Consider the following 25,818-nt stretch of genomic DNA (forward strand, 5'->3'; position numbering starts at 1 on the left):
GTCCCCGGCATGATTTTCATCTGGGGACAGCCGTCAGCCGCCTTCGAAGCAGAAAGTTAAACTTACTGGAGGGATATCAATGTCAGAATTTAGACAACAGGAGTTGTTCTGGAGCAGCATGTTCGATGCGGAAGATCGCCCCATTGCATTCCCTGCGTTTCAAATGTCAGACTCAACATTAGAGCATGATGCGTCTAGTGCTCCTCATTGTATTCACAGTTCATTGAGATCTGATGTATCCCTGCGCATCATGACCATGACGAATCAATCGCCAATGGCCGTCTATCTGGTTCTTTTGATCGGAATCGAGTGCCTTCTGTACAAATATACGGGGGAAGAAGGCGTTATTGTAGGTGTGCCAACCTTTGAAGACGAAACCGATGAGGACCTTCGTTTGGATCAACTCATGTTAATTAAACAACATATCAATGCGAACAGTACGTTTAAATCCATCTTTCATGAATTGAAACATACGCTGGGCGAAGCGATCTTGAATCAGCATGTTCCCTTCGATAAGATGGTCGGGCAGCTGCGTCTGAACTACGATGCGAATCATTTGCCAATGATTCATACGATCGTATCATTAGATCAAATTCACCCCGATCGTTTCAAAGAAACAGTTGCTTCGGATGCTTTATTTCAATTTGACATGGGGGATGACTCTATTCATTTAAAGCTAATTTATAATGAACAAGCTTATGATCGTCAGTATATGATGCAAGTGATCGAACATTTAAATCGTCTTTTCTCGATCATGTTATTTCAACCCGACCTCACCCTCCGCCAGATTGATATTTTGTCCGACGCGGAAACAAATCAACTCCTCGTTGACTATAATCATACGGTAGCTGAATATTCGAGGAATAAGACGATTCATCAGTTATTTGAAGAACAGACAGAACGAACACCTGATCAAGTTGCCATCATCTATGGGGATAAGCAGTTTACGTATCGGCAGCTCAATGAACGGGCCAATCAATTGGCTCGAACGTTAAGGGCCAAGGGCGTGCGGGCGGATCGGCTCACAGCCATCATCAGCGAACATAACATCGAGCTGGTACTAGGAATACTGGCCGTATTAAAAGCCGGCGGCGCCTACGTGCCAATTGATCCGGATTATCCGGGGGATCGCATACAGTATATATTAGACGACTCCAACGCGGAGATCGTCCTGACGCAGAGCCATCTTCAGCAGCGGTTGACCCATGCAGGCACGATCGTGCTATTGGATGAGGAAAGTTCTTATCACGAAGAGCACTCTAATCTTGAGCGGAACAGCGATACGAAGGATTTAGCGTATGTGATCTATACATCGGGCTCCACAGGCAAGCCCAAAGGCGTACTCATTGAGCATCAAGGCTTAACCAATTATATTTGCTGGGCTGTCAGGGTATATGTGAAAGGGGAGAAAACCACCTTTCCACTATATTCGTCCATCGCTTTCGACTTAACGGTAACGTCTATTTTTACGCCGCTCATCAGCGGTAATACCATCATTGTCTATGGAGGAGAAAACAAGGCGACATTGGTTTCATCCATTGTACAGGATTCCAGGGTCGATATTATCAAGCTGACTCCGGCTCATTTGCAGTTATTGAAAGAAATGAACATTTCCCATGAGTGCACGGTCCGGAAAATGATTGTAGGCGGGGACAAGTTAAGCACACGCCTGGCCCGGGGCATCAGCGAGCAATTTCAAGATCAAATTGAAATTTTTAACGAGTACGGGCCGACGGAAACCGTTGTCGGATGCATGCTTTATCGTTACAATGCCGCCAAAGACAGACGCGAATCGGTGCCAATCGGTACGGCCGCGGCCAATATGAACATTTATCTGCTGGATACGGATAGGAAGCCGGTGCCGATCGGCGTTCCCGGAGAAATGTATATCAGCGGGACCGGCGTAGCCAGAGGATATTTGAACCGCTCTGAATTAACGGCAGAGAAGTTCGTCAAGCATCCCTTCGTGCCCGGAACGAAAATGTACAGAACGGGGGATTTGGCCAGGTGGCTGCCGGATGGGAACATCGAGTATCTCGGAAGAATCGATCATCAGGTGAAAATCCGAGGCTATCGCATTGAAATTGGCGAAGTCGAAGCCGCCTTTTTCCATATACCGTCGATTCAAGAAGCCATCGTTATGGCACAAGAAATCAACGGAGAAACTTCCTTGTGTGCCTATTATACCGCACACCATGCTTTAACCGCAGGCGAGCTCCGGGAACAACTATCCCGGCAGCTTCCTGCCTATATGGTACCTGCTTATTTCGTTCAGTTGAAAGCGATGCCGCTTACTTCCAATGGAAAAATAGATCGTCAGGCGCTGCCTTCTCCAAGTAGGAATCTCACAGGCATGAACTATGCAGCTCCACGCACAGAACTGGAAAAAATACTAGCCGGAATATGGGAGTCGGTATTAGGCGTAGAACGGGTCGGAGTCTCGGATCATTTCTTCGAATTAGGAGGGGATTCGATTAAGTCCATTCAAGTGACCTCAAGTTTATACCAAGCCGGGTATAAACTTGAAATCAAACACTTGTTCAAGTACCCGACGATCTCCGAACTTGTTCCCTACGTAGAGTCCGTAACCCGAATCGCAGAACAAGGAGAAATCAAAGGCCAGGCGCTGCTGACCCCGATTCAGCATTGGTTTTTTGCACAGAAATACCCCGATTTACACCATTATAATCAAGCGGTTATGCTTTATTGGAAAGAAAGATTGAATGAATCGAAGCTTCGGGAAGTCACGAAGAAGATTGTGGAGCATCACGATGCATTGCGCATGGTCTATGTTCCAACTGAACATGGATACGAAGCTCGAAATCGGGGGATCGATGAAGGAGATCTATTCAGCCTTGAAGTGATCTCATTATTGGAAGAAAACAATGTTGCCCAAGCGATAGAAACGATATCCAATGAGATTCAGCAGTCTATTCATCTAGCTGAAGGCCCGCTCATGAAACTGGGATTGTTTCAGTGTCAAGAGGGGGATCATTTGCTGATTGTGATCCATCATTTGGTCATCGATGGCGTTTCATGGAGAATATTAATCGAGGATATAGCGGCTGCTTATGAGCAGCTTCAAAACGGAGAAACGATCCAGCTTCCGAAGAAAACGGACTCCTACCTGTTATGGGCTGAACAGTTGAAACGTTATGCAAGAAGTCCGGAATTTGAAATGAAAAATCAATACTGGTTCGGGCATCAACATATTCCAGCAAATGTATTGCCAAAGGATCATGAGCAGGAGCTTGGTCTGGCCGAAGACCGGGAAACGGTCATCGTCCAATGGACGGTCGAGGAAACCGAGCGTTTATTAAAAAAATCAAACCGGGCTTATACAACTGAAATGAACGATTTATTGCTGACCGGACTTGGCATCGCTATGCATCGTTGGACTGGATATGAAGACATTCTCATCCATCTCGAAGGACACGGCAGAGAGTCTCATTTTTCAGACCTCGATATTTCTCGTACTGTGGGCTGGTTCACAAGCCAATATCCGGTTTTGCTGCAAATCAAGGCAGACCAAGATATCTCACAGCGAATTAAAACGGTGAAAGAAACTTTGCGTCAGATTCCTGAAAAAGGAATAGGTTATGGCCTGATCAAGTATTTGTCAGATCACCCGATGGCTCCGGAATTGGCCGGACATCCGGAAATTAGTTTCAATTATCTTGGTCAATTTGATCAAGATTTCCAGAATGGGAGGATCGAGGTATCTCCTTACTCCACCGGGAAAATAGCCAGCGACAAGCACCCCTTGACCTATGCACTTGATATCAACGGTATGATTTCAAACGGCCAATTGTCACTGGCAATCAGTTATTCTGGTAAACAATATCAAAGAGAAACAATCGAAACATGCGCAGATCTCTTAAAAAGCAGTTTGCAACAAGTCATCGAACATTGTGCAGATCAAGAGCAAATTCTTCTGACGCCAAGCGATATTTCGCTAAAAGAAATGACAATCGACGAATTAGATCGATTTGTCCAACAAACACAGCATCTTGGCGACATTGAAAATATATACCCTTTAACCCCTATGCAGAAGGGAATGTTGTTCCATAGCTTAATCGATTCGGCTTCCGGAGCTTACTTTGAACAAGCCGCTTTTGATCTGAAAGGTCTATTGGATATCGAGGCATTTACGATGAGTTTGTCGCAGCTGGCCGAAAGACATGACATTCTTCGAACTCATTTTTATACCGAATGGAAAGATCAGCCTTTGCAGATCGTATTCCGCTCCAAGCGGATTGAAACGATCGTTGAAGATATTCGCAGCATGAACAAGCAACAACACAACGAGTTTATTGCCGCTTTTGTACAAAAAGATAAGGCACGAGGGTTCGACCTTACCCGAGATGCTTTAATGCGCGTATCGATCCTGCGAACAGAGGAAGATCAAGCGCGATTGATATGGAGCTTTCATCATATTTTAATGGATGGCTGGTGTTTGCCTCTTATTACGAAAGAAGTGTTTGAAAACTATTATGCGATTCTTGAGCAGAGGAAACCGAAGCGGGGAGCCGTTACTCCGTACAGCCAATATATCGAATGGCTGGATGAACAAAATCATAAGAAAGCAGCAGCCTATTGGCGGGATTATTTGGACGGCTATGAAGGACAAACCGTTTTATTGAAAGAACAGCCTTCCAATCAGGCCAAAGGGTATGAAAAAGGAGAGCATGCGTTTCGTTTAGGAAAGCAGCTCACAGAGGAGATCAAACGGGCCGCAAGCCGACATCAAGTCACCGTCAATACATGGATACAAACCGCATGGGGATTGTTGCTGCAAAGATATAACGGCAGTCAGGATGTCGTTTTCGGCACGGTCGTATCCGGTCGGCCGGCAGACATTCCGGGTATTGAATCCATGGTCGGTTTATTTATCAATACCATCCCCGTACGAATTGATACTCAACCTGAAATGACAGTCGCACAAGTATTGAAAACGAATCAGGAACGGGCGCTTGCTTCTCAACCATACGAAACATATCCATTGTATGAAATTCAGACTCAAACCGAGCAAAAGCAGCAGTTGATCAGTCATATTATGGTATTTGAGAATTACCCGGTCGAGGAACAAATGGAGCATATGAAGCAGGATCACACCGCATTAGACATTATCGATTTTCATTTGGAAGAACATACCCATTACGATTTTAATTTCATTGTGATGCCGGCCGGGGAAACTGAAATTCATTTTGTGTACAATGCCAATGTTTATGATCAAGCAAGTGTCGAGCGGATGCAAGCGCATTTTATGCAAATCATCAAGCAAATGGTGAACGATCCTGAGATTGGCGTCCAAGAACTGGATATGCTTGCGGCGGATGAACGATCGCTCCTCATAGAGACATTTAACGATACTTTGGCCGAGTATCCAAAGGAAAAAACGATTCATCAATTGTTTGAGGAACAAGCGGAACGAACGCCTGAGCAGGTAGCGATTGTTTTTGAGGATAAGAAGCTGACGTATCGCCAGCTCAATGAACGGGCCAATCAATTGGCTCGAACGTTAAGAGCCAAGGGCGTGCGAGCGGATCAGCTCACAGCCATCATCAGCAAACATAACATCGAGTTGGTAGTGGGAATATTGGCCGTATTAAAAGCCGGCGGCGCTTACGTGCCAATTGATCCGGATTATTCTGAGCATCGCATACAGTATATATTAGACGACGCCAACACGGAGATTGTTTTGACACAGAGCCATCATCAGCAGCGGTTGGCCCATGCAGGCACGATCGTTCAATTAGATGAGGAACATTCTTATCACGAAGATGCCTCTAACCTTGAACCGCTCAGTCATGTGAACCATTTAGCGTATGTGATCTATACATCGGGCTCCACAGGCAAGCCCAAAGGTGTATTAATTGAGCACAAAGGCTTAACCAATTATATTTGGTGGGCTGTCAGAGTCTACGTGAAGGGGGAAAAAACCACCTTTCCACTATATTCGTCCATCGCTTTCGACTTAACGGTAACGTCTATTTTCACACCGCTCATCAGCGGCAATGCCATCATTGTCTATGGAGGAGAAGACAGGGCAACCTTGGTTTCATCTATTGTACAGGATCCCAGGGTGGATATTATCAAGCTGACCCCGGCTCATTTGCAAGTTTTAAACGAAATGAACATTCCCGATGAGTGCAGGATCCGGAAAATGATTGTAGGCGGCGACAAGTTAAGCACACGGCTGGCCCAGGGCATCAGCGAACAATTTCAAGATCAAATCGAAATCTTTAACGAATACGGGCCGACGGAAACAGTCGTCGGATGTATGATTTATTCCTACAATCCTGAGAAAGACAGACGCGAATCGGTGCCAATCGGTACGGCCGCGGACAATATGAACATTTATCTCTTGGATGCGGGTATGAAGCCGGTGCCGATCGGCGTCCCTGGAGAAATATATATCAGCGGGGCCGGCGTAGCCAGAGGATATTTGAACCGTCCTGAATTAACGGCTGAGAAATTTGTTGAACATCCTTTTGCCGCAGGCGAAAAAATGTACAAAACGGGAGATGTCGCCCGGTGGTTGCCGGATGGACATATGGAGTATTTGGGACGAATCGATCTTCAGGTGAAAATTCGAGGCTATCGCATTGAAATGGGCGAGATCGAAGCGGCTTTATTACAAGTGGAATCCGTCAAAGAAGCGGTCGTCATCGCGCTCGAAGAAGAGGGCTCCAAGCAGTTGTGTGCTTACTTGGTAGGAGGCGAATCATTAAAAACGCTGCAGCTCAAGCAGCAATTGCTGAACAAACTGCCTGCGTATATGATTCCGGCCTATTTTATACGGGTAGAGGAGATACCATTAACAGCTAATGGTAAAATCGATCGAAAAGCTTTACCTGCTCCTGATGGAAATATGCCGACCGGAACCGAATACGTGGCACCCGAAACGTTGATTGAGAAGCAGTTGTCCGAGATATGGAAGGATGTTTTAGCTCATTCTAACCTGGGGATAAAAGATAACTTCTTTGACGTTGGCGGCCATTCGCTCAAAGTATTGCAATTAATTCATCAAATTAACGCGGTCATGGGAATCAAATTGCATTATCACGCCGTTTACGATTCCCCTACCATCGAAACAATGGCAAGCGCCATTCAAGCCGCGGCCTTAGAGGGCAAGACGGACAGCGTATTCGTCAAGTTGAATCAGAATGGTTCGATCCCTGTGTTCTGTTTCCCTCCTTTAATTGGGTATGGGTTGGTTTATAATGAAATGGCGAACAGACTTGATGGCGACTGCGTCGTCTATGCCGCAGATTTTATAGAAGAGCCGTCACATGAGAAACCGATCATCGACCGGTATGTAGAAAGCATGATCAGCATTCAAGAACAAGGACCTTTCGTTTTGCTTGGTTATTCTTCAGGATCGAATTTGGCTTTTGAGGTTGCCAAAGCTTTGGAACAGCGAGGACGTGCCGTTTCCGATGTTATGATGTTGGATTCTCAAATCACCACTTCGGTGACTCATTTATCGAAAAAGGAAATCGAAGAGATCGTCTATCTGAATCTCGATATTATTCCGGGTTATTACAAAGAAATATTAACGATTCCTTCGATTAAGGATAAAATAAGAGGCTATCTTGCGTATCATAATCAACTGATCAATTCCGGCGCCGTCAACAGCAACATACATCATTTGTTGTGTGGCGATTTGACTGATAGAGGATGGACGCAATCAACTGTACAGCATTACCTTGAGTACAAATTAAAAGGAGACCATGTGACAATCTTTGAACCTCATAATATCGAAGAAAATGTGGATGCAATTCGATCTATTATCAAAAGGATTGAAGAACGGCATCATCAAGGACTTGTTCTTGATGAACAACTGTCAATGGGATCGTTTGCGGGAGACGCAAAGTTTGACAAAATGTAAATGATCAAGTGTAAAACGCCGCTGGCCTGGCAGCCAGCGGCATTTTTTATTAAAAAGGCGAGAGTAATACTCCTGTGTTTGTAAGGCTTACTCTAGAAATCGTCCAATTTATGCGTTCTTCATGACCAGTTGTCATCAAATGGTAAAAAACAACCTCCATTTTAAGGAAAAAGAAGGATGTCAAGTTATTAGAAAAAAGTGTAGCGTATGTTTATGGGTTCTTGCTTTATTATTGAGTTGCTTATTTGGGGAGTCTGCGTATGCTGCCAGTACTACAATTGCAAAACATGTAGGGAATTCAAACCCGCTTATAGACCATCATTTGGGGGCAGATCCGTTTGCGCTGACCTATAACGGAAGAGTCTACATCTATATGTCAAGTGATGACTATGAATATAATAGCAACGGAACGATTAAGGATAATTCATTTGCCAATTTGAATAGAGTATTCGTCATATCTTCAGCGGATATGGTGAACTGGACAGACCACGGAGCCATTCCGGTAGCAGGTGCCAATGGGGCCAATGGCGGCCGAGGGATTGCGAAATGGGCAGGTGCGTCCTGGGCTCCGTCAGTCGCAGTTAAAAAGATCAATGGCAAGGATAAATTCTTCCTTTATTTCGCCAACGGCGGCGGAGGTATCGGGGTTCTCACCGCAGACAGTCCGATTGGCCCATGGACCGATCCAATCGGAAAAGCGTTGGTAACGCCAAGTACACCAGGAATGTCCGGTGTTGTGTGGCTTTTTGATCCGGCAGTATTCGTAGATGACGACGGTACCGGTTACCTGTATGCAGGCGGAGGCATCCCTGGCGGTTCAAATCCAACGCAGGGGCAATGGGCCAATCCTAAAACAGCAAGAGTGATGAAATTGGGACCTGATATGACCAGTGTTGTTGGAAGTGCATCTACGATTGATGCGCCTTTTATGTTTGAAGATTCGGGAATGCATAAGTATAACGGAAAATATTATTATTCCTATTGCATCAATTTCGGGGGCACGCATCCGGCCGATAAGCCCCCAGGTGAGATCGGCTATATGACCAGCTCAAGTCCCATGGGTCCCTTTACGTATAAAGGGCACTTCCTGAAAAATCCAGGTGCATTTTTCGGAGGCGGAGGAAACAACCATCATGCTGTTTTCAATTTAAAAAACGAGTGGTATGCGGTGTACCATGCTCAAACTGTCAGTTCCGCTCTGTTCGGGGCCGGCAAAGGATACCGTTCTCCCCATATTAATAAGCTGGTGCATAATGCAGATGGATCCCTTCAAGAGGTTGCGGCAAATTATGCAGGCGTAACACAGCTTTCCAATTTGAATCCATATAACCGGGTAGAAGCTGAAACGTTTGCCTGGAATGGACGCATTTTGACCGAGAAATCCTCAGCACCCGGCGGGCCGGTAAATAATCAACATGTAACAAGCATTCATAACGGAGATTGGATTGCTGTAGGAAATACAGACTTCGGGGCGGGCGGTGCCAGGACGTTTAAAGCAAATGTAGCATCCACTATTGGCGGAAAAATAGAAGTGCGTCTTGATAGCGCAAACGGTAAGCTTGCAGGAACCCTGAATGTACCTTCCACAGGTGGAGCGCAAACCTGGAGAGAAATAGAAACTGCGGTAAGCGGCGCAACCGGTGTGCGCAAAGTTTTCTTTGTATTTACCGGAACAGGTACAGGAAACTTGTTTAATTTTGATTACTGGCAGTTTACCCAAAGATAGCACCGGCAATGGTCCCGCTTAGAGTGTACAAATGGCCAACGCCGGAGCAGCCCCTCCATTATGAATATACCGTTTGGGTGAAAAAATGGTTCGGGTAATTATAACGAGTTTAGCAAGGAAAAAGTTTGATATACCGCATGAAAGCAAAGGGCTGTTTCAAAAGATGAGAAAACCTTTTGTTTGCAATATAAAAGGAGACAGATCAGATTTTTTAATACCATAAAAGACAAGGAGAGTAAAAAATGATTTCAAGCGTGAAAAAACCAATTTGTGTATTATTGGTATGTTTCGCTATGCTGTCAGTAATGTTAACAGGGCCAGGCGCTACTGAAGTTTTGGCAGCAAGTGATGTAACAGTTAATTTATCTGCAAATAAACAAGTGATTCGCGGTTTTGGAGGCATGAACCACCCGGCTTGGATTGGAGATTTGACAGCATCTCAAAGAGAAACCGCTTTTGGCAATGGACAGAATCAGTTAGGTTTTTCAATCTTAAGAATTCATGTGGATGAAAATAGAAATAATTGGTACAGAGAACTGGAGACTGCAAAGAGTGCGATCAAACATGGAGCAATCGTTTTTGCTTCTCCCTGGAATCCTCCAAGCGATATGGTTGAGACCTTCAATCGTAATGGTGACACATCAGCTAAACGGCTAAGATACGATAAGTACGCCGCATACGCGCAGCATCTTAACGATTTTGTTACCTACATGAAGAATAATGGCGTGAATCTTTATGGGATTTCTGTTCAGAACGAGCCTGATTATGCACACGAATGGACGTGGTGGACGCCGCAAGAAATACTTCGTTTCATGAGAGAAAATGCCGGTTCCATTAATGCACGTGTCATTGCACCAGGATCTTTTCAGTACCTTAAAAATATATCGGACCCCATTTTGAACGATCCACAGGCGCTTAGGAGTATGGATATTCTCGGAACTCACCTGTACGGTACTCAGATCAGTCAGTTTCCTTATCCTCTTTTCAAACAAAAAGGAGGAGGGAAAGAGCTATGGATGACGGAAGTATACTATCCAAACAGTGACAACAATTCAGCGGATCGCTGGCCCGAGGCATTAGGCGTTTCAGAGCATATTCACCATTCAATGGTGGAGGGAGATTTTCAAGCTTATGTTTGGTGGTACATCCGCAGATCTTACGGTCCTATGAAAGAAGACGGTACGATCAGCAAACGCGGTTACAATATGGCTCATTTCTCGAAGTTTGTGCGTCCCGGCTATGTAAGGGTTGATGCAACGAAAAATCCTAATGCGAACGTTTACGTGTCAGCCTATAAAGGTGACAACAAGGTCGTTATTGTTGCCATTAACAAAAGCAACACTGGGGTCAACCAAAACTTTGTGTTGCAGAATGGATCTGCTTCTCAGGTATCTAGATGGATAACGAGCGGAAGCAGCAATCTTCAACCTGGAACGAATCTCAATGTAACGGGCAATCATTTTTGGGCCCATCTTCCAGCTCAAAGCGTGACAACATTTGTCGCAAATCGTTAAGGGTACTAAGGCAAAGGGTGCTGATCAAGTCTCATTTTCAATAGAATGTCTGAATTTAAGCGATTTTCTGATCAGAAAATCGCTTTTTTCGTGTCGTGCGTCACTTTGAAGCCATTTTAAACGCGAGAGACATCAACTTGTCAAGGTAAAGGCCGTAGGTCGAAACCTCAAAATCAAGAAAAGGTTTCATAAACTCTAGTTATGAAGCGTTTTTATGCGTTGTAAACACTAGTCAAATAAATATTTTATCATTTAATGAATCCACTTTTATGTTCTCTTTACAGAAAGTAAAAGTGGATTCATTATTATTTAGGAAAGTAAAACTGGATCCATTCTGAACGACTGATGCACAATTACTGAGACATTATGAATAATTATAGAAGGGTATTGTAGAACCTTGGCGAAATTTTATAGAAATATCTTGTTAAAAGAGGTGTGTACATGTATTCGCCCATTAACATTAAAAGAAGCAGCAAGTTCGGAAATCATTATTGGGAATCATATAGTCCTAAACTAAAAAGGAATGATCTAGAATACGATTTTTGGGTTCTTGTTGAAACAGACCCTAAAACAGTTTTGAAAAGCGCTTAAAGCGCAATGTATGTATTTCACATTCGCCACTTTTATTAATTAAGGGGGAACAAGAGAATGAAAACTTATGACGCATTTCCGGAACCCATTGGCGGCTATACTGTCGGTCGAACCCAGATGGATTTTGAGTACACGGCATCAGATCACTCTAAAAGAGAACTGACGGCGTTTGTGTACTATCCGTCCGACAGTAGCGAAGGTAAGACTACATCAACGTACATGTTTCCTGAAGTCTACGAGATGTTTAATGAGCAGCCACTTGTCACTGCGTATCTTAAAGGGAAGGATGTTTTCTCTATAGATATCAAGACCCAGTGTTACGACGACCTTGCTCTCTCCGGGAAGGAAAAGCGCTATCCGGTGTTATTCTATGTTTGCGGCGGGGGTGGTTCTCCAGAATGGGGTACAGTGATCTGTACAGACTTGGCAAGCATCGGATATGTTGTGGTAAGCATCGGCCATCAGAATAGCACGATGTATAAGCGTAAAGATGGGCGCCTGTTTAATGTATCAAAGGATTTTTCGGATGTCATTATGGCGTTTTCTGAAGATCCGGAGATGCTGGCGTTGGCTGGTAAGATGGAGATGCGGCCTGACGATGAAACTGCCATTGAGATGTGCCATAACGTGCTTACACTGCCGATACTTGCCAAGTTAACAGAGTATAGTGAATTACAGGCAGAAGATGTAAGGTATGTAGCCGATTATCTTTACAAACTGGACTCTGGAGAGCTGAATTCCATCTTTAAGGGCAGATTGTTGCTTGACATCGGCATGGGCATAGTCGGACATTCTTATGGAGGGCCTACGACGGCGATTGTTTGCCGGGACGACGACCGGTTCGCCTGTGGGATTGGCTTGGATAGCGGTGCGTTCGGCCTTCTCGAGAGCGACCTAAAGAAACCCTTTTTGCTACTGTTTTGTGAACCTAACTATAACATGAATGCGATAATTGGCGCTAACAATAGCATGGAAACCTATTATTTCTCTGTTGATCGTGTTGCGCATTTAGATTACTGCGACATCGTGTTTACCAGTGTTAATGAGGAACTCAGAGGCGAACGGGATGCTATGGAGGTGCGAAATCTTGTTACAGACTATACGAAGAACTTTTTTGATCATTACATACTGCAGAAGGCTGCAAGTGTGGAAAGTCTAGCATACGATGGCGTGGACTTGATCAAGAAGACCAGCAACAAGTTAAAATACTTAAACTGAAAAACCTTTATGACTATGACCAATTTAATTTAATAAGGACGTAGAGGTTTTTTAATATTACACTACAAAAAGGGGTCTTTCCAAAGTCAATCCTTTGTTTGTGAGTCATACAAATTAAAAATGGATCGAGATATATTATTTATAAGTTCTACCTCGGAATGAGTGCGAGAAGAAAGTAAGTGAACATGGGCTTTTAAATTATCTAGGGAAGTATCAGCTTCACTTACGACAAAAAATAGAAGGTCTAACTTCAAGAATGGATCCACATTTACCTTCTAGTACAGAAGATGAGCATGAAAAACAACTGCTGTCTGTTTTCATTTTATTAGTTTACATAATATATATTCTAGGAAGTAAATAAAATAAATCATTTTCTGTCTCGTTATAAAAGTATACTTAAGTTAGTGAGACAGAAAATGAAATTTTACGCTTCTTAAAACTCAATCATAAAATGGTGTTGTTAATTCATAATAAACGGCTTCTAAATCTTCCAGCGTCATATCGCCATATGCACATTTAATAGCTGAATCAGCAAATTCATCGTAGTCATAATCCGTAGAAAAACGTTGCTGCAGCTGTGTCTCGTAAGGTTCGATCTGTTCTTTTTGATTTTGAATATCTTTTTCCTTACCTGGATAGTCCGGGCCGTTTATCACATCATTCATATGTTTGAACAGCACCATATACTGTTTCAATATGTCATCCACAACGTAATCCTCCTTGTTTTGCTGTTTAAGATGCTAAAAACGGACATCATTGCTGATGCCCGCCAAAAGCTGAACTATTTGGGCTCTGTCCCCCAAATCAGTTTTCCGTGATTATATAATGTGATTTTTTTCGTTGTTTTAAACGTATTTGATTGAAAAAAGGAATAATCCTCGCTTTGTGCATAATTGCTCCAGTCATCATTGTGAAGACGAAGCTGAATATCCCCTGTGCTTGCTCCGGTTGACAGCGTTCCGGTTTTAAATCCTAGTTCCAGATAGGTATCTGCGCCTTTCTTAGGTTTATGCAACGTCACAAACTTGTGGGTCACATTGCCGCATCCGATCTTCGCGTAGTCACAGTCAAAGTTTTGGCCTTTGTTTTTCGCGTTATACCAGTAACGGACAGTGACATCTTTTAAATCAACCGTGGAGTTGCCGTTATTTTTGATGTGAAACTGCGGGCGGATCTGGTTTCCGTTCACACTTCCATCCCCTGCTCTGGATTGCACAGAGATGCTCTTTTCCTGTGTAGGTTGATCTTGAACCGGCGTTTCAGGGCTGTCCTTCGTCGAATCTTTGGTACCGAGAATGCTTTCTCTTACAAATGTTCCTGAAGACGATAAATCTGACAACGGCCAGCCGCCTGTTTTAGATGCTCCCGGCTTTAAAGCTGAAGACGATTCCTGCTTATCAGAAAGATTCCAGTTGACCCAGCTGATGTTCTTGCTGTCGAGATATTTCAGCCATTCCCGTGACTGGTCCAGGAATACTCCGCCATTTCCGGAAGCATCGCTTGTCCCCCATTCCGTCACAAAAATAGGCGCTCCTTTGCTGAGGGCATAGTTTGCCTTATCCCGTAAAAACTGGCCATGTGTGCCGGCATAAAAATGAAGCGCGTACATGATATTGTTATCCGCAAGCTGATCATCGGCAGCATCATTCACATCCTGGCTCCATGTACCGGTACCGACAATGATGATGTTGTCGGGATCGTTTTTCCGGATAACGGAACTTACTTCTTCCGCATACGGTTTAATATCACGCTTCCAGTTCACATCGCCGTTTGGTTCATTCGCAATTTCATAGATAACGTTTGGCGTGTTTCCGTAAAGGCTTGACATTTCCTTGAAGAATTCTTTTGCCTTCTCTTTATTTTGATTTGGGTTGCCGTCATTTAAGATATGCCAGTCGATGATGACATATATCCCAAGCTCTTTTGCCGCTTCAACCGCTTCTTTTACTTTGTTTTTCACAGACGGATTATCAATATAACCGCCGTCTGCCGTATACATCGCCGCTCGGAAAACCGTAATGCCCCAATCGTCCCTCAGCCATTTTAAGCTATCTTTATTGACAAAATCGCCAAACCATTGCAATCCGTGGGAGCTTATCCCCTTCAACTGCACTGTTTTGCCGTCTTGATTGACTAGCTGTGTACCTTTTATGCTAAGCTGGCCATTTATGGATACCGGCGTCTTTGTCCCTGCTGCAGATGCTTCTGGAGCCGCCAAGCCGCCGGTCGCTAGTAATGCAATGAATAAACATACGGTTAAGATAGAGACTGAACGTTTCATATATGATATTCTTCCTCCTTCAAATCAATATGTAAAAAATATGCCTAGTAACTCACCGCTCTCCTCCCTTTCGCTTTTTTACCACGAACTCATTGTAAAAAGCTTTCTTATATTTGTCTATCAACCTAATTTCTTGTTTTTAGCCGGCTTAAAAGCCTGTCTAATTTCTCTTTTTGTGTTGTTTCAGATACAAGCTGATACATGTGGATCAAAGATAAAAGTGTATAATCAGGACTTTACACATCATTATTTTATCAAATCAAAATATTCCGCTTCTTTTCGGCAAATAAAAAGCTGCATTCATTGAAGTGAATGCAGCCGTGTTTTTATGCTTCTTGTTTCTCATCTTCCCAAGTTTCAGTGTTTTTAAGACCCAGGATGTTTTTCGATTTAAATACAGGGTCAAGTCCTTGTTTACGCTGATTCGCGTAATCTTTATACACTTTGTAAGCTACGTTTGACAAGAGCGTTATCACAATTAAGTTAATCAGCGCCATAATCCCCATAAAGAGGTCCGCCATATCCCAAACAATCTGGAACCCTGCTACACACCCAAAGACAACCATAGCAATAACCGCGATACGGTAAATGTTCAGCCATGTTTTGCTTGTTTTAATAAATTCAATGTTTGTCTCGCCATAATAGTAGTTTCCGACAACTGAACTAAAGGCGAACAAGAACATTGCGATTGCTATGAAACTAGGCGCCCAGCCTCCAATATGGTGGCTCAGAGCAGCCTGTGTAACCTGGATGCCGTCACCTTTTGGTGTTACACTGTACAGTAAAATGATAAACGCTGTGGACGTACATACGATAAATGTATCGAAAAACACGCCTAATGTCTGAATAAAGCCTTGCTTTGCCGGATGCGAAACATGAGCAGTAGCAGCAGCGTTTGGCGCGCTACCCATTCCTGCTTCGTTAGAGAAAAGCCCGCGCTGTGCACCAATGACGATGATCGCTCCCAGTCCTCCGCCGACAACTTGTTCAATTCCTAAAGCGTTTTTAACAATGATCGCAATAACGCTTGGGAATGCAGAAATATTTGTGAATACAACATAAAGAGCAATGAGAATATAAAGCCCAGCCATGACTGGAACAATCAATTGTGTCACAGCGACAACACGTTTTAAACCGCCGAAGATAATAAAGGCCGTTAAAACAGCAAGAACAATGGCCACAACTGTTTTGTTCACATGAAAAGCGCCTTCTAACGCTCCTGCAATTGTATTGGATTGAACAGCGTTAAAAATTAAACCGAATGATACGGTAATCAAGACAGCGAATACGATGCCGAGCCATCTGACTCCAAGGCCTTTTTGAATATAGTAGGCCGGTCCGCCGCGGAAATCGTCTCCGTCCTTCACTTTATAAAGCTGTGCTAACGTGCTCTCAACAAAGCTTGAAGCCATACCTACAGCAGCTACAACCCACATCCAAAAGACAGCGCCCGGTCCGCCTGTCGCAATTGCTAAGGCAACACCCGTCAAATTCCCTGTACCGACTCGGGATGCGGCTGAAATAAAGAATGCCTGCATAGATGAAACGCCTTTATTTCCGTCAGGCTTCTCTCCCACTATTCTGAACATTTCAATAAAATAACGGAATTGGATAAAACCAAAACGAAGTGTAAAAAATAACCCAAGTCCTACTAAAATATAAAATAAATATTTCCAGATAAAAGCACTTGGAATATTGATTAAGCTGTTGAAAAAAGACTCCATATTGACCTCCCGTATTCATCAATTCATAGTAATTTCAAATTTGATGTTAGATTTTTTAACATGCTAAGTCTTATTATATCACAATATGTCGAATTAGGAAGTTTTTTCGTGAAGATTATTGTCCTAGATTGATACTCACTCCTTCGCTCCCTCTCTCTATTATTTTCCTATGATTAAAAAATTACTTCTTATAAGCTTTCATTAAATATCGTATTCTCTTTTGAAAATTAAGAATTTCTCTGATAAATAAAGACATAAATCCTAAACAACAAACATATCATTTAAAATATGTTTTTATTCACGTCTCAGACCGGGTATACATACACTAATAAATGAAGTTGCTCTTTCAAAAATAAGCAAAAAGATATATACTTAACAAAGTAAACTTTATTTTTAAATTTAATAAATCAGGTTTACTTTTGGAATGGGTTAGGGTATTATTATAAAAATATTCAGTAATATTAAAGGAGGGGGAGATCATTTGAAAAAAGTAACGATACTGAAAGCGTCCATCTTATTCTTGGCGATTGCCAGTTTTCATTTGTTCTCAATTCCCCACGCCTTTGATATCGGCCATCATTATAAAGCCGTAGCCGACCAGCAGGAATTGCATGAGATGAAAGCCGGCCAAAATGCTGATGATGAGAAGAAATCCATCACAGGAGCATTTGCGCTGACTGCTTTATGGGCAATGGCTGTTCGGCTTCTGACCGCTGAAAGCAAAGATACGGGATACTCCCGCAGGCGCCAGCGGAAAAAAAGCTTTATACTGGCCAAATTTTATCAATCGTCTTATTTTGGCAAACTTCATGTTCAACATCACCCGATTATATAACGAAAATATGAGGAGGCTGTTAAACATGTTGTTTATCTTAAGAATGGTGATTTTAGGCTTATTCTCTTTCACAGCGCTGAATTTATTTGTATGGCAAGGAATCGAATTTGTTCATGCCTTTACAGATCTTTTCACCAGCCATGAAAGCTAATTGAAAAACAAACGAAACCCGCTCGCACAATGTGAGCGGGTTTTATATTATTCCTCTGTTTGAAGGCGCCAAACAGCTGTGACCTTGCCTGATTCCTCTTCATCAATAAAGAAAGAGCCATTGCTGTATCTGTCGTTTGTCCGCAAGTCTTTTGCCTGCAGTTCTTTTCTGTCGCCTTTTTCTGTTTCCGCCATAAGTTGTTGATCAAGACGACAAGCGAACACCGATACGACACGGTGAGGATTTTTCTTCAGTTCCCTTAGCATCACGACACCGCGTTTTGCACGGGACGTTTTTTCAAACTCGGCGAGACTCATGCGTTTTACCGCTCCCCGCTGTGTGAACAATACAATTGAATCAGATTCTTGAAGGATCTCTCCGGAGACCACAAAGTCATCTTCTTTTAAGTTAATCCCTTTGACACCTGCCGCACGCGCACCAACTACATTTACTTCGTCTTCTCCAAACCATAGGCCGTATCCAAGGTGAGTGGCCATAAAGATCTGGCTTTCCCCATTTGTCACATGTACATCGATCAGTTCATCTTCACCCTTCAAATTTAATGCCACGAGCGCTTTAGAATAACGCTGTGCTTTATAATGGGTGAGCTCTGTCTTTTTCACCATTCCGTTTTTCGTAAAGAATAATAGATACGCTGCTGGATCAAATTCTTTTATCGGTATGGCCTTTACAATCGTTTCATCACCATCAATGCTAATCACATTTGAAAAATGCTGGCCCATGTCCTTCCATCTGATATCAGGAAGCTGGTGAACCGGGCAATAGATATAGCTTCCTTTGTTCGTAAAGAGCAGCAGCACATCTGTCGTATTCATTTCAAACTGATGCAGTATCCTGTCCGTATCTTTCATCCCGAAATCCTGACCGTTGGAAGCGGCATATGAGCGCTGGCTCGTCCGTTTTAAGTAACCATCCTTCGTAACGGTCACATATACATCTTCAGAGGCAACCATGACTTCAAGGTTAATTTTAATTTCCTCAATTTTTTCTTCAATCACAGAGCGTCTTGTGTCTGCATATTTCTTTTTCAGTGCTTTTAAGCTGTTTGTGATCACTTTTAACAGCTTTTTATCATTGCTCAGAATGGATTCGAGCTCTTCAATTTTTTCATCTAGCTCTTCAGCCTCTTCCTTCAGCGCTGTGATATCTGTATTGGTTAAACGGTATAGCTGCAATGACACGATCGCTTCAGCCTGAGGCTCTGTAAATTCATATTTCGCTATCAAATTGTTTTTAGCGTCACGTTTGTCGCTTGAAGAACGGATTGTTGCAATGACTTCATCCAAAATGGACAAAGCTTTCATGAGACCTTCTACGATGTGATGCCTGTCTTTTGCTTTTTGAAGCTCGTAAACGGAACGGTTTGTGACGACTTCTTTTTGGTGGCCGATATATGCATCTAAAATAGCCGGCAGACTCATCAGCATCGGACGGCGGTTATGAATGGCCACCATATTAAAGTTATATGTGATCTGCAAATCGGTATTTTTATATAAGAAATTCAAAATGCCTTTGGCATCCGCTTCTTTTTTCAGTTCAATAACCACTCTCAGCCCTGTTCGGTCCGTTTCATCGCGAACCTCTGAGATGCCCTCAACCTTTTTATCAATGCGGAACTCGTCCATTTTTTTCACAAGGTTGGCTTTGTTTACTTCATATGGAATTTCAGTAATGACGATTTGTTCACGTCCGCCTCTGATTCCTTCTATTTCAGCTTTTCCGCGGATAATGATTTTTCCTTTTCCGGTTTCGTAAGCTTTTCTTATGCCGTCAACACCTTGAATAACACCGCCTGTCGGAAAGTCAGGCCCTTTTATAACTTCCATGAGTTGATCAACAGAACAAGATGGCATTTGGATGCGTTTAATAACAGCATCAATGACTTCTCCGAGATGATGAGGGGGAATGTCAGTCGCATATCCCGCTGATATCCCGGTAGATCCGTTGACCAATAGGTTAGGGAACATCGCCGGGAGTACGACAGGCTCCTTGCTTGTATCATCGAAGTTCGGCACAAATTCAACCGTATTTTTGTCAATATCCCGAAGAAGCTCAGATGCGATCGGAGATAATCGCGCCTCTGTATAACGCATGGCTGCCGGTGGATCTCCATCGATGCTTCCGTTGTTCCCATGCATTTCGATCAACACATTTCGCACTTTCCAATCCTGGCTCATCCGCACCATTGCTTCGTAAACCGAACTGTCACCGTGCGGATGATAGTTACCGATAACGTTACCGACTGTTTTGGCCGCTTTTCTGAAGTTTTTATCAAACGTATTTCCATCTGTATGCATCGCATACAGAATTCTGCGCTGTACCGGCTTTAAGCCGTCTCTTGCATCAGGAAGCGCTCTGTCTTGAATAATATATTTACTATAGCGCCCAAAACGGTCCCCGATCACCTCTTCTAATGGTAAATCATGAAATAATTCTGGCTGTGACAATCATTAAACCTCCTCAGCGACCGATAAGTTTTCATTTTCTAAAATATTGCTTTCTTCATCTAAGCCGAAAGCGACGTTTTTCTCAATCCACTTTCTGCGCGGCTCCACTTTGTCTCCCATTAACGTCGTGACACGTCTCTCTACGCGTGCCGCATCGTCGATTTTGACCCTTACAAGCGTACGGGACTCCGGATTCATCGTCGTCTCCCACAGCTGGTCTGCGTTCATCTCTCCAAGTCCCTTATATCGCTGAATGGTATAGCCTTTGCCGACTTTTTTCAGGACATCATCCATCTCTTCATCAGACCATGCATATTCAATAATTTCCTTTTTCCCGCTTCCTTTGCTGACCTTATATAAAGGAGGCAGTGCAATGAACACCTTGCCATGCTCAATGAGCGGCTTCATATAGCGATAGAAAAAGGTGAGAAGCAGCACTTGAATATGAGCGCCGTCAGTATCGGCATCGGTCATAATGATGATTTTGTCGTAGTTGATATCATCGACTGAGAAATCCGCTCCGACTCCGCCCCCGATCGCATGAATGATTGTATTGATCTCTTCATTTTTAAAGATATCAGCAAGTTTCGCTTTTTCCGTATTAATGACTTTACCGCGTAAAGGCAGAACCGCTTGGAATCTGCGGTCTCTTCCCTGCTTGGCTGATCCGCCTGCAGAATCGCCCTCAACGAGATACAATTCGTTTTTTGCCGGGTTTCTTGAACCGGCAGGCGTCAGCTTTCCGCTTAATGTCGCTTCAGATTTTTTGCGTTTTTTGCCGCTTCTTGCTTCTTCACGGGCTTTGCGTGCCGCTTCGCGTGCCTGACTCGCTTTGATTGCTTTTTTCACAAGGAGCGTTGCGGTATCCCGGTTTTCCTCTAAAAAGTAAGCAAGCTGCTCTGAAACAATCGCATCAACTGCTGATCTCGCTTCGCTTGTACCGAGCTTTCCTTTTGTTTGTCCTTCAAACTGAAGAAGCTCTTCGGGAATGCGAACAGAGATAATGGCTGAAAGCCCTTCCCTTATATCAGTGCCTTCAAGGTTCTTATCCTTTTCTTTCAGCAAAGCCACTTTTCTCGCATATTCATTAAAAGCGCGTGTCATCGCTGTTTTTGCACCTGACTCATGAGTACCGCCGTCTTTTGTTCTGACGTTATTAACAAATGACAGAATGTTTTCAGAATAGCCGTCATTAAACTGGAACGCAAAGTCCACTTCTATTGAATGATGCTCGCCCTCAAACGAGACCACTTCAGACAAGACGTCTTTTTCCTCATTTAAGTAAGCGACAAACGCTTCTATGCCGTTCTCGTAATAAAAGACCTCCTGCTGGTCATTCCGCTCATCAATCAGCTCAATTTTTAATCCTTTTAACAAAAACGCAGATTCTCTTAATCGTTCAGAAAGCGTTTCAAAATTATAAGTTGTTGCACTGAACATCGTTGGATCTGGCTTAAAGTGCGTAAGCGTTCCTGTCTTTTTTGTTTTGCCGATCTTCTCGAGGGATGTAACCGGGTTTCCCCCATTTTCAAACCGCTGCTGATAAATGAAACCGTCCCGCTCAATGGTAACCGTCAGCCATTCAGATAAAGCATTTACGACTGATGCACCAACTCCGTGCAGCCCTCCGCTTGTCTTATAACCGCCTTGGCCGAACTTTCCTCCGGCATGAAGCACCGTTAAAATCACTTCAGGGGTTGGTTTGCCGAGCTTATGCATTCCGGTCGGCATGCCGCGGCCTCTATCCTGTACAGAAATACTGTTGTCTTTATGTATTTTGACGATAATGTGATCTCCATGGCCGGCAAGCACCTCGTCGACAGAGTTATCTACAATTTCATAAACCAAGTGGTGCAAGCCCCGCGCGTCAGTAGAACCAATATACATACCCGGCCTTTTCCTGACGGCCTCAAGGCCTTCGAGCACCTGAATGGCATCTTCGTTGTAATCAAATTGCTGTTTTCTAGCCAAACGTACAAACCCCTTTCAAAAACTAACATTGTCTTTCTCTTTTTTCAGTGATGCGCATTTGTAAAAAGTATTTTTTATAAACCTCGCCTTAAGCCGGTACTGCCTTGGACTCCCCATTATAACCAATATGTTTGTGATCGCAACATATAGCTAACGAATCAGTTCACAAAACATCGGGCAAAGTGCTGTTTTTACGAAATGGGAACGTATGTTTGTTTATTATATATAAAGCAGCAGACCTTCGCAAATCGAACGGCCGAAACCCAGCTGGACAAGGTGTTCAAAAAAAGCTGTTCAAGCTTTATTGTATCTGTTTCACCGTAATACGCAAACAATATCTTAAAATTAAAAAGCAAAAATCCTTGAATTCACAAGGATTTTTGCGGTTCTGCATCTATTTTGTTACTGCGTGCGCCACTTTTATACACAGATCCATGATAACCGTTCTGTCTTTTTCCTTTAGCATCTTGTAAGCTTCTTCGTTGATCAGCCCTTGCTGTGCCCAAAATACCGGAGCATCTGTCTCCAAAAACTCTTCCGCAACGCCTGGCAGCTGTTCTGAGCGCCGGAATACATTGACAATGTCAACTGGTCCGTCAATCTCTTTTAAAGATGAAACGGCTTTGACACCCAGAGCTTCATCAATTGTAGGATTGACGGGAATGATATCATAGCCCGCATCCTGCATCGCTTTTGAAACCATATGTGACGTTCTATCCGGCCGGTCCGAAAGCCCCACTACCGCTATTCGCTTGCTTCTATCTAGAATCTCTTTCAATTCCGCTTTGGAAGGGTTTTGCATTCTGTACCACTCCTTTTTCATCTATTTTACACGATCAAAATGAAAGAAATCAAAATATGGTGCACATTTGTGTGGATTTGTAAGCAAACTTTACAAAAAACTTGTCATCAGATCATGACATCTCATGTTAAAATAGAAAGAAGGGACTTTGAAAAAGGAGAAATGTAGATGTTTATTGCTTTATTGATTATTTTGGCCTACCTGATAGGCAGCATTCCATCTGGCTTAATTGTGGGCAAGCTTGCCAAGGGAATTGATATTCGGGAACACGGAAGCGGCAACCTAGGCGCAACCAACGCGTTCCGTACGCTGGGCGTAAAAGCTGGTTCCGTCGTCATAGCCGGAGATATTTTGAAAGGGACGCTGGCAACTGCATTGCCTTACCTCATGCATGTTGATATTCATCCGCTTCTTATAGGAGTCTTTGCAGTTTTAGGCCATGTGTTTCCTATATTCGCCAAATTTAAAGGCGGTAAAGCCGTGGCAACGTCTGGAGGCGTTTTGCTATTTTACGCACCGCTGTTATTTATCACGATGATCGCGGTATTTTTCATCTTTTTATACTTGACTAAATTTGTTTCCCTGTCATCAATGTTAACAGGGATCTATACTGTTATATATAGTCTCTTTGTCCATGATAGGTATTTATTGATTGTTGTTACCCTGCTCACTATTTTTGTGATATACAGACACAGGGCCAACATTAAACGAATTATCAATAAAACAGAACCTAAAGTGAAATGGTTATAAACGTAAAAACCTTCTCTTTTGACACAGAATAGCCTAATACGTTTATAATAGAGAAAATTCAAATGAAGTACAAAGGGGTGTTCTGTTATGAATATGATAATTAACGAAGACGCACTGAACTGGTATAAAGAAGAGCTGGATTTAGAAAGCGGAGATCAGGTTCGCTTTTTCGTCCGCTACGGCGGCTGCAGCAACGTTCAAAAGGGATTTTCCCTCGGTGTTGCGAAAGATGCCCCGCAAGAGGCTGGAGCCACTGCAGAAGCCGGCGGCATTACCTTCTTTATTGAAGAAAGTGATCTATGGTACTTCGATAACCACGACCTTCTAGTCAGCTATTCAGAGGATGCTGACGAACCTGTTTTTGAATATCAATAAAAAAGGAACGCACGTTATGTGCGTTCCTTTTTTACAAATGAAATCTTTTAAGATGATCGGTCAGGTTCTCTTGTTCCAAAATATATTTTTGTGTCTCACCCAGGAGATCAAAGTGAGGAAATTCACTTTTCTTATGTATCCATTCTTTTTTTAAACCGTACGCCGCCCCCCATTGAATCAGCTTATCAATATCTGCACAGCCGGCTTTTGTCACGGTCTTTGCTTCTGGAAACCGGTCATCCAGCCAGTAATGGGTTAAAAATGCCATGTCTCCTCTTTTCACTGCTTGTTTCCACCGGTTGAGTTCTTCCCGTTTCACTCCAAACGCCATATCTCGTTCACTTCCCTATTTTTTGGCCTTTTCATATGCTGCGTGCCAATCAGGGAAAGCTTTACGGAACTGAATAGGCTTAAAGCTTTCTTTATCCACACAAATATGAGATGAGGTGGCTTCGATGGAAAGCTCACCGGCCGGATTATAAATATGATAACCATAGACGGTTTTAAAGCCGTTGTAGTCCTCTATCCATGTATGCACAACCGCGGTTTCTCCATAATGAAGCGGCTTTTTATAGGATATATTGATATCAACGACTGGTGAGAGGACGCCTCTCTTTTCCATATCACTGTATAAAAAGCCTAAATCCTTTATGAGAGCCGTTCTGCCGACCTCCATCCACACAAGATAATTCGCGTGATAGACAATCCCCATTTGATCTGTCTCTGCATAACGCACTTCTATTTCTTTTTTTGATACCTGCAAAATTATTCTGCTCCCTTAACGTCAATTTAGCCCCATTTTACCATAATCAAATCAGAAAGAAAAAAACCAGGTTTCCCTGGTTTTTAAGAGCGGTATCCGTTTTGTCTCGCTTCGGATTCGTCTTGAATTTCATTGCGAAACGCTTCGATACTCTGTTCGCGTCTAGCATTTTTTTCTTTGATGTGCTGCTTATCTTCTCCTGAAGCAAACTCCATAGATGCTTCTGCTTCTTCCATGTTTTCAATTGTATTTTGAACCATATCCTGCAGCTTTTCTACGTTATCAGAACGATCATCAGGATTAGGGTGCTGGTATTGATTATGGTTATTTGTCATTTGGATGGACCTCCTAGAAATATACTCAATTTTGCGTTACTCACCTTTTGTCTGCATGATGATCGGCTGCTGTCCGGACTTATCCTGCATTTTTTCCCCTTTATTGGCTCTATATTTTACAGGCTTCGTACCCAAGTGGCTTGGAGCAAATTGAGGCTGACCGTTTTTCTTGTTGTTTCCCATGTCTATCCCTCCTCAATAGATAGGATTCTCAAAAGGAGGGGTAAACATGAATACAAATTTAAGGTTATTTTTGCTTAAATCGCTGTTCAAGCTTTTCCTCAAGCTGATTTAAATACTCTGTATTGGTCATCAGCTCTTTTTTATTTTCCATGACGAGCTCATGAAAAGAACGTTTTCTCATCTTCTTCACTCTTCTCACCTCCGCATATTCATTTATTTTTTCCAATTCTGAAAATT

The 25,818-nt window shown here is 43.1% G+C and carries 19 protein-coding genes; 8 read left to right on the top strand and 11 right to left on the bottom strand.

Annotated features, from left to right (window positions below; genetic code table 11):
- Positions 1–79 precede the first annotated feature (79 nt).
- The 4 genes from ACY3LV_RS17155 to ACY3LV_RS17170 all read left to right on the top strand — a co-directional run bounded on the left by ACY3LV_RS17155 (position 80) and on the right by ACY3LV_RS17170 (position 12,943).
- Entirely contained in the window at positions 80–7,894 is a 7,815-nt protein-coding gene (locus ACY3LV_RS17155; protein WP_464864216.1) for an amino acid adenylation domain-containing protein, read from the top strand.
- Between the two features lie 187 nt (positions 7,895–8,081).
- Positions 8,082–9,620, top strand: coding sequence for an alpha-L-arabinofuranosidase (xynD, locus tag ACY3LV_RS17160; RefSeq protein WP_464864230.1), 1,539 nt, complete (start codon positions 8,082–8,084; stop codon positions 9,618–9,620).
- Between the two features lie 242 nt (positions 9,621–9,862).
- Positions 9,863–11,134, top strand: a complete 1,272-nt coding sequence (xynC, locus tag ACY3LV_RS17165) for a glucuronoarabinoxylan endo-1,4-beta-xylanase XynC (RefSeq protein WP_464864217.1) — start codon at positions 9,863–9,865, stop codon at positions 11,132–11,134.
- A gap of 648 nt (positions 11,135–11,782) precedes the next feature.
- Complete coding sequence (locus ACY3LV_RS17170; RefSeq protein ID WP_464864218.1) at positions 11,783–12,943, top strand: alpha/beta hydrolase; 1,161 nt, start codon at positions 11,783–11,785, stop codon at positions 12,941–12,943.
- A gap of 440 nt (positions 12,944–13,383) precedes the next feature.
- Here the strand turns inward: ACY3LV_RS17170 and ACY3LV_RS17175 are convergent, their stop codons facing one another.
- The 3 genes from ACY3LV_RS17175 to ACY3LV_RS17185 form a co-directional block, all read right to left on the bottom strand.
- Positions 13,384–13,650: a YnfE family protein gene (locus ACY3LV_RS17175; protein ID WP_087991409.1), complete on the bottom strand. Its 267-nt coding sequence runs from the start codon at positions 13,648–13,650 to the stop codon at positions 13,384–13,386.
- Positions 13,651–13,724: 74 nt separating this feature from the next.
- Entirely contained in the window at positions 13,725–15,224 is a 1,500-nt protein-coding gene (locus ACY3LV_RS17180; RefSeq protein WP_464864219.1) for a cellulase family glycosylhydrolase, read from the bottom strand.
- Positions 15,225–15,550: 326 nt separating this feature from the next.
- A complete protein-coding gene (locus ACY3LV_RS17185) occupies positions 15,551–16,948 on the bottom strand; it encodes an alanine/glycine:cation symporter family protein (protein WP_464864220.1) in 1,398 nt (465 codons plus the stop codon).
- A 481-nt stretch (positions 16,949–17,429) separates the two neighbouring features.
- Between ACY3LV_RS17185 and ACY3LV_RS17190 the strand changes: the two genes are divergently transcribed.
- Positions 17,430–17,783: a hypothetical protein gene (locus ACY3LV_RS17190; protein WP_148961704.1), complete on the top strand. Its 354-nt coding sequence runs from the start codon at positions 17,430–17,432 to the stop codon at positions 17,781–17,783.
- Positions 17,784–17,808: 25 nt separating this feature from the next.
- A complete protein-coding gene (locus ACY3LV_RS17195) occupies positions 17,809–17,934 on the top strand; it encodes a hypothetical protein (protein WP_014113948.1) in 126 nt (41 codons plus the stop codon).
- A 47-nt stretch (positions 17,935–17,981) separates the two neighbouring features.
- Here the strand turns inward: ACY3LV_RS17195 and parC are convergent, their stop codons facing one another.
- The 3 genes from parC to ACY3LV_RS17210 all read right to left on the bottom strand — a co-directional run bounded on the left by parC (position 17,982) and on the right by ACY3LV_RS17210 (position 23,175).
- On the bottom strand, positions 17,982–20,402 hold the full coding sequence (parC, locus tag ACY3LV_RS17200) for a DNA topoisomerase IV subunit A (protein WP_333560361.1): 2,421 nt from the start codon (positions 20,400–20,402) through the stop codon (positions 17,982–17,984).
- Between the two features lie 3 nt (positions 20,403–20,405).
- A complete protein-coding gene (gene parE, locus ACY3LV_RS17205; protein ID WP_464864221.1) occupies positions 20,406–22,373 on the bottom strand; it encodes a DNA topoisomerase IV subunit B in 1,968 nt (655 codons plus the stop codon).
- A 394-nt stretch (positions 22,374–22,767) separates the two neighbouring features.
- On the bottom strand, positions 22,768–23,175 hold the full coding sequence (locus ACY3LV_RS17210; protein WP_464864222.1) for a CoA-binding protein: 408 nt from the start codon (positions 23,173–23,175) through the stop codon (positions 22,768–22,770).
- 168 nt (positions 23,176–23,343) lie between these two features.
- Here ACY3LV_RS17210 and plsY point away from each other — a divergent pair, with 168 nt between their 5' ends.
- Together plsY and ACY3LV_RS17220 are read left to right on the top strand one after the other, a co-directional pair.
- The gene (plsY, locus tag ACY3LV_RS17215; protein WP_253269127.1) at positions 23,344–23,925 is read left to right on the top strand and encodes a glycerol-3-phosphate 1-O-acyltransferase PlsY; all 582 of its coding nucleotides are present in this window, start codon (positions 23,344–23,346) and stop codon (positions 23,923–23,925) included.
- 87 nt (positions 23,926–24,012) lie between these two features.
- The gene (locus ACY3LV_RS17220) at positions 24,013–24,300 is read left to right on the top strand and encodes a HesB/YadR/YfhF family protein (protein ID WP_464864223.1); all 288 of its coding nucleotides are present in this window, start codon (positions 24,013–24,015) and stop codon (positions 24,298–24,300) included.
- Positions 24,301–24,331: 31 nt separating this feature from the next.
- Here the strand turns inward: ACY3LV_RS17220 and ACY3LV_RS17225 are convergent, their stop codons facing one another.
- From ACY3LV_RS17225 to ACY3LV_RS17245, 5 genes are all read right to left on the bottom strand, one after another.
- On the bottom strand, positions 24,332–24,631 hold the full coding sequence (locus ACY3LV_RS17225) for a hypothetical protein (protein ID WP_148961708.1): 300 nt from the start codon (positions 24,629–24,631) through the stop codon (positions 24,332–24,334).
- Positions 24,632–24,646: 15 nt separating this feature from the next.
- The gene (locus tag ACY3LV_RS17230; RefSeq protein WP_087991419.1) at positions 24,647–25,063 is read right to left on the bottom strand and encodes a YbgC/FadM family acyl-CoA thioesterase; all 417 of its coding nucleotides are present in this window, start codon (positions 25,061–25,063) and stop codon (positions 24,647–24,649) included.
- A gap of 83 nt (positions 25,064–25,146) precedes the next feature.
- Positions 25,147–25,398 (bottom strand): small acid-soluble spore protein Tlp, encoded by a 252-nt coding sequence (gene tlp, locus ACY3LV_RS17235; protein WP_148961709.1) that lies wholly within the window; start codon positions 25,396–25,398, stop codon positions 25,147–25,149.
- A gap of 36 nt (positions 25,399–25,434) precedes the next feature.
- Positions 25,435–25,581, bottom strand: a complete 147-nt coding sequence (locus ACY3LV_RS17240; RefSeq protein WP_010328560.1) for an acid-soluble spore protein N — start codon at positions 25,579–25,581, stop codon at positions 25,435–25,437.
- Positions 25,582–25,645: 64 nt separating this feature from the next.
- Positions 25,646–25,771 (bottom strand): FbpB family small basic protein, encoded by a 126-nt coding sequence (locus ACY3LV_RS17245; RefSeq protein ID WP_003244964.1) that lies wholly within the window; start codon positions 25,769–25,771, stop codon positions 25,646–25,648.
- Positions 25,772–25,818: the final 47 nt, after the last annotated feature.

This window comes from Bacillus sp. 11C (assembly GCF_055486375.1).

Coding starts and splice junctions, on each gene's coding strand:
- xynC (WP_464864217.1), top strand. CDS start 9,863: ATGATTTCAAGCGTGAAAAAACCAATTTGTGTATTATTGGTATGTTTC.
- ACY3LV_RS17225 (WP_148961708.1), bottom strand. CDS start 24,631: ATGGCGTTTGGAGTGAAACGGGAAGAACTCAACCGGTGGAAACAAGCA.
- ACY3LV_RS17185 (WP_464864220.1), bottom strand. CDS start 16,948: ATGGAGTCTTTTTTCAACAGCTTAATCAATATTCCAAGTGCTTTTATC.
- ACY3LV_RS17155 (WP_464864216.1), top strand. CDS start 80: ATGTCAGAATTTAGACAACAGGAGTTGTTCTGGAGCAGCATGTTCGAT.
- ACY3LV_RS17220 (WP_464864223.1), top strand. CDS start 24,013: ATGAATATGATAATTAACGAAGACGCACTGAACTGGTATAAAGAAGAG.
- ACY3LV_RS17210 (WP_464864222.1), bottom strand. CDS start 23,175: ATGCAAAACCCTTCCAAAGCGGAATTGAAAGAGATTCTAGATAGAAGC.
- ACY3LV_RS17240 (WP_010328560.1), bottom strand. CDS start 25,581: ATGGGAAACAACAAGAAAAACGGTCAGCCTCAATTTGCTCCAAGCCAC.
- ACY3LV_RS17180 (WP_464864219.1), bottom strand. CDS start 15,224: ATGAAACGTTCAGTCTCTATCTTAACCGTATGTTTATTCATTGCATTA.
- ACY3LV_RS17195 (WP_014113948.1), top strand. CDS start 17,809: ATGTTGTTTATCTTAAGAATGGTGATTTTAGGCTTATTCTCTTTCACA.
- tlp (WP_148961709.1), bottom strand. CDS start 25,398: ATGACAAATAACCATAATCAATACCAGCACCCTAATCCTGATGATCGT.
- plsY (WP_253269127.1), top strand. CDS start 23,344: ATGTTTATTGCTTTATTGATTATTTTGGCCTACCTGATAGGCAGCATT.
- ACY3LV_RS17170 (WP_464864218.1), top strand. CDS start 11,783: ATGAAAACTTATGACGCATTTCCGGAACCCATTGGCGGCTATACTGTC.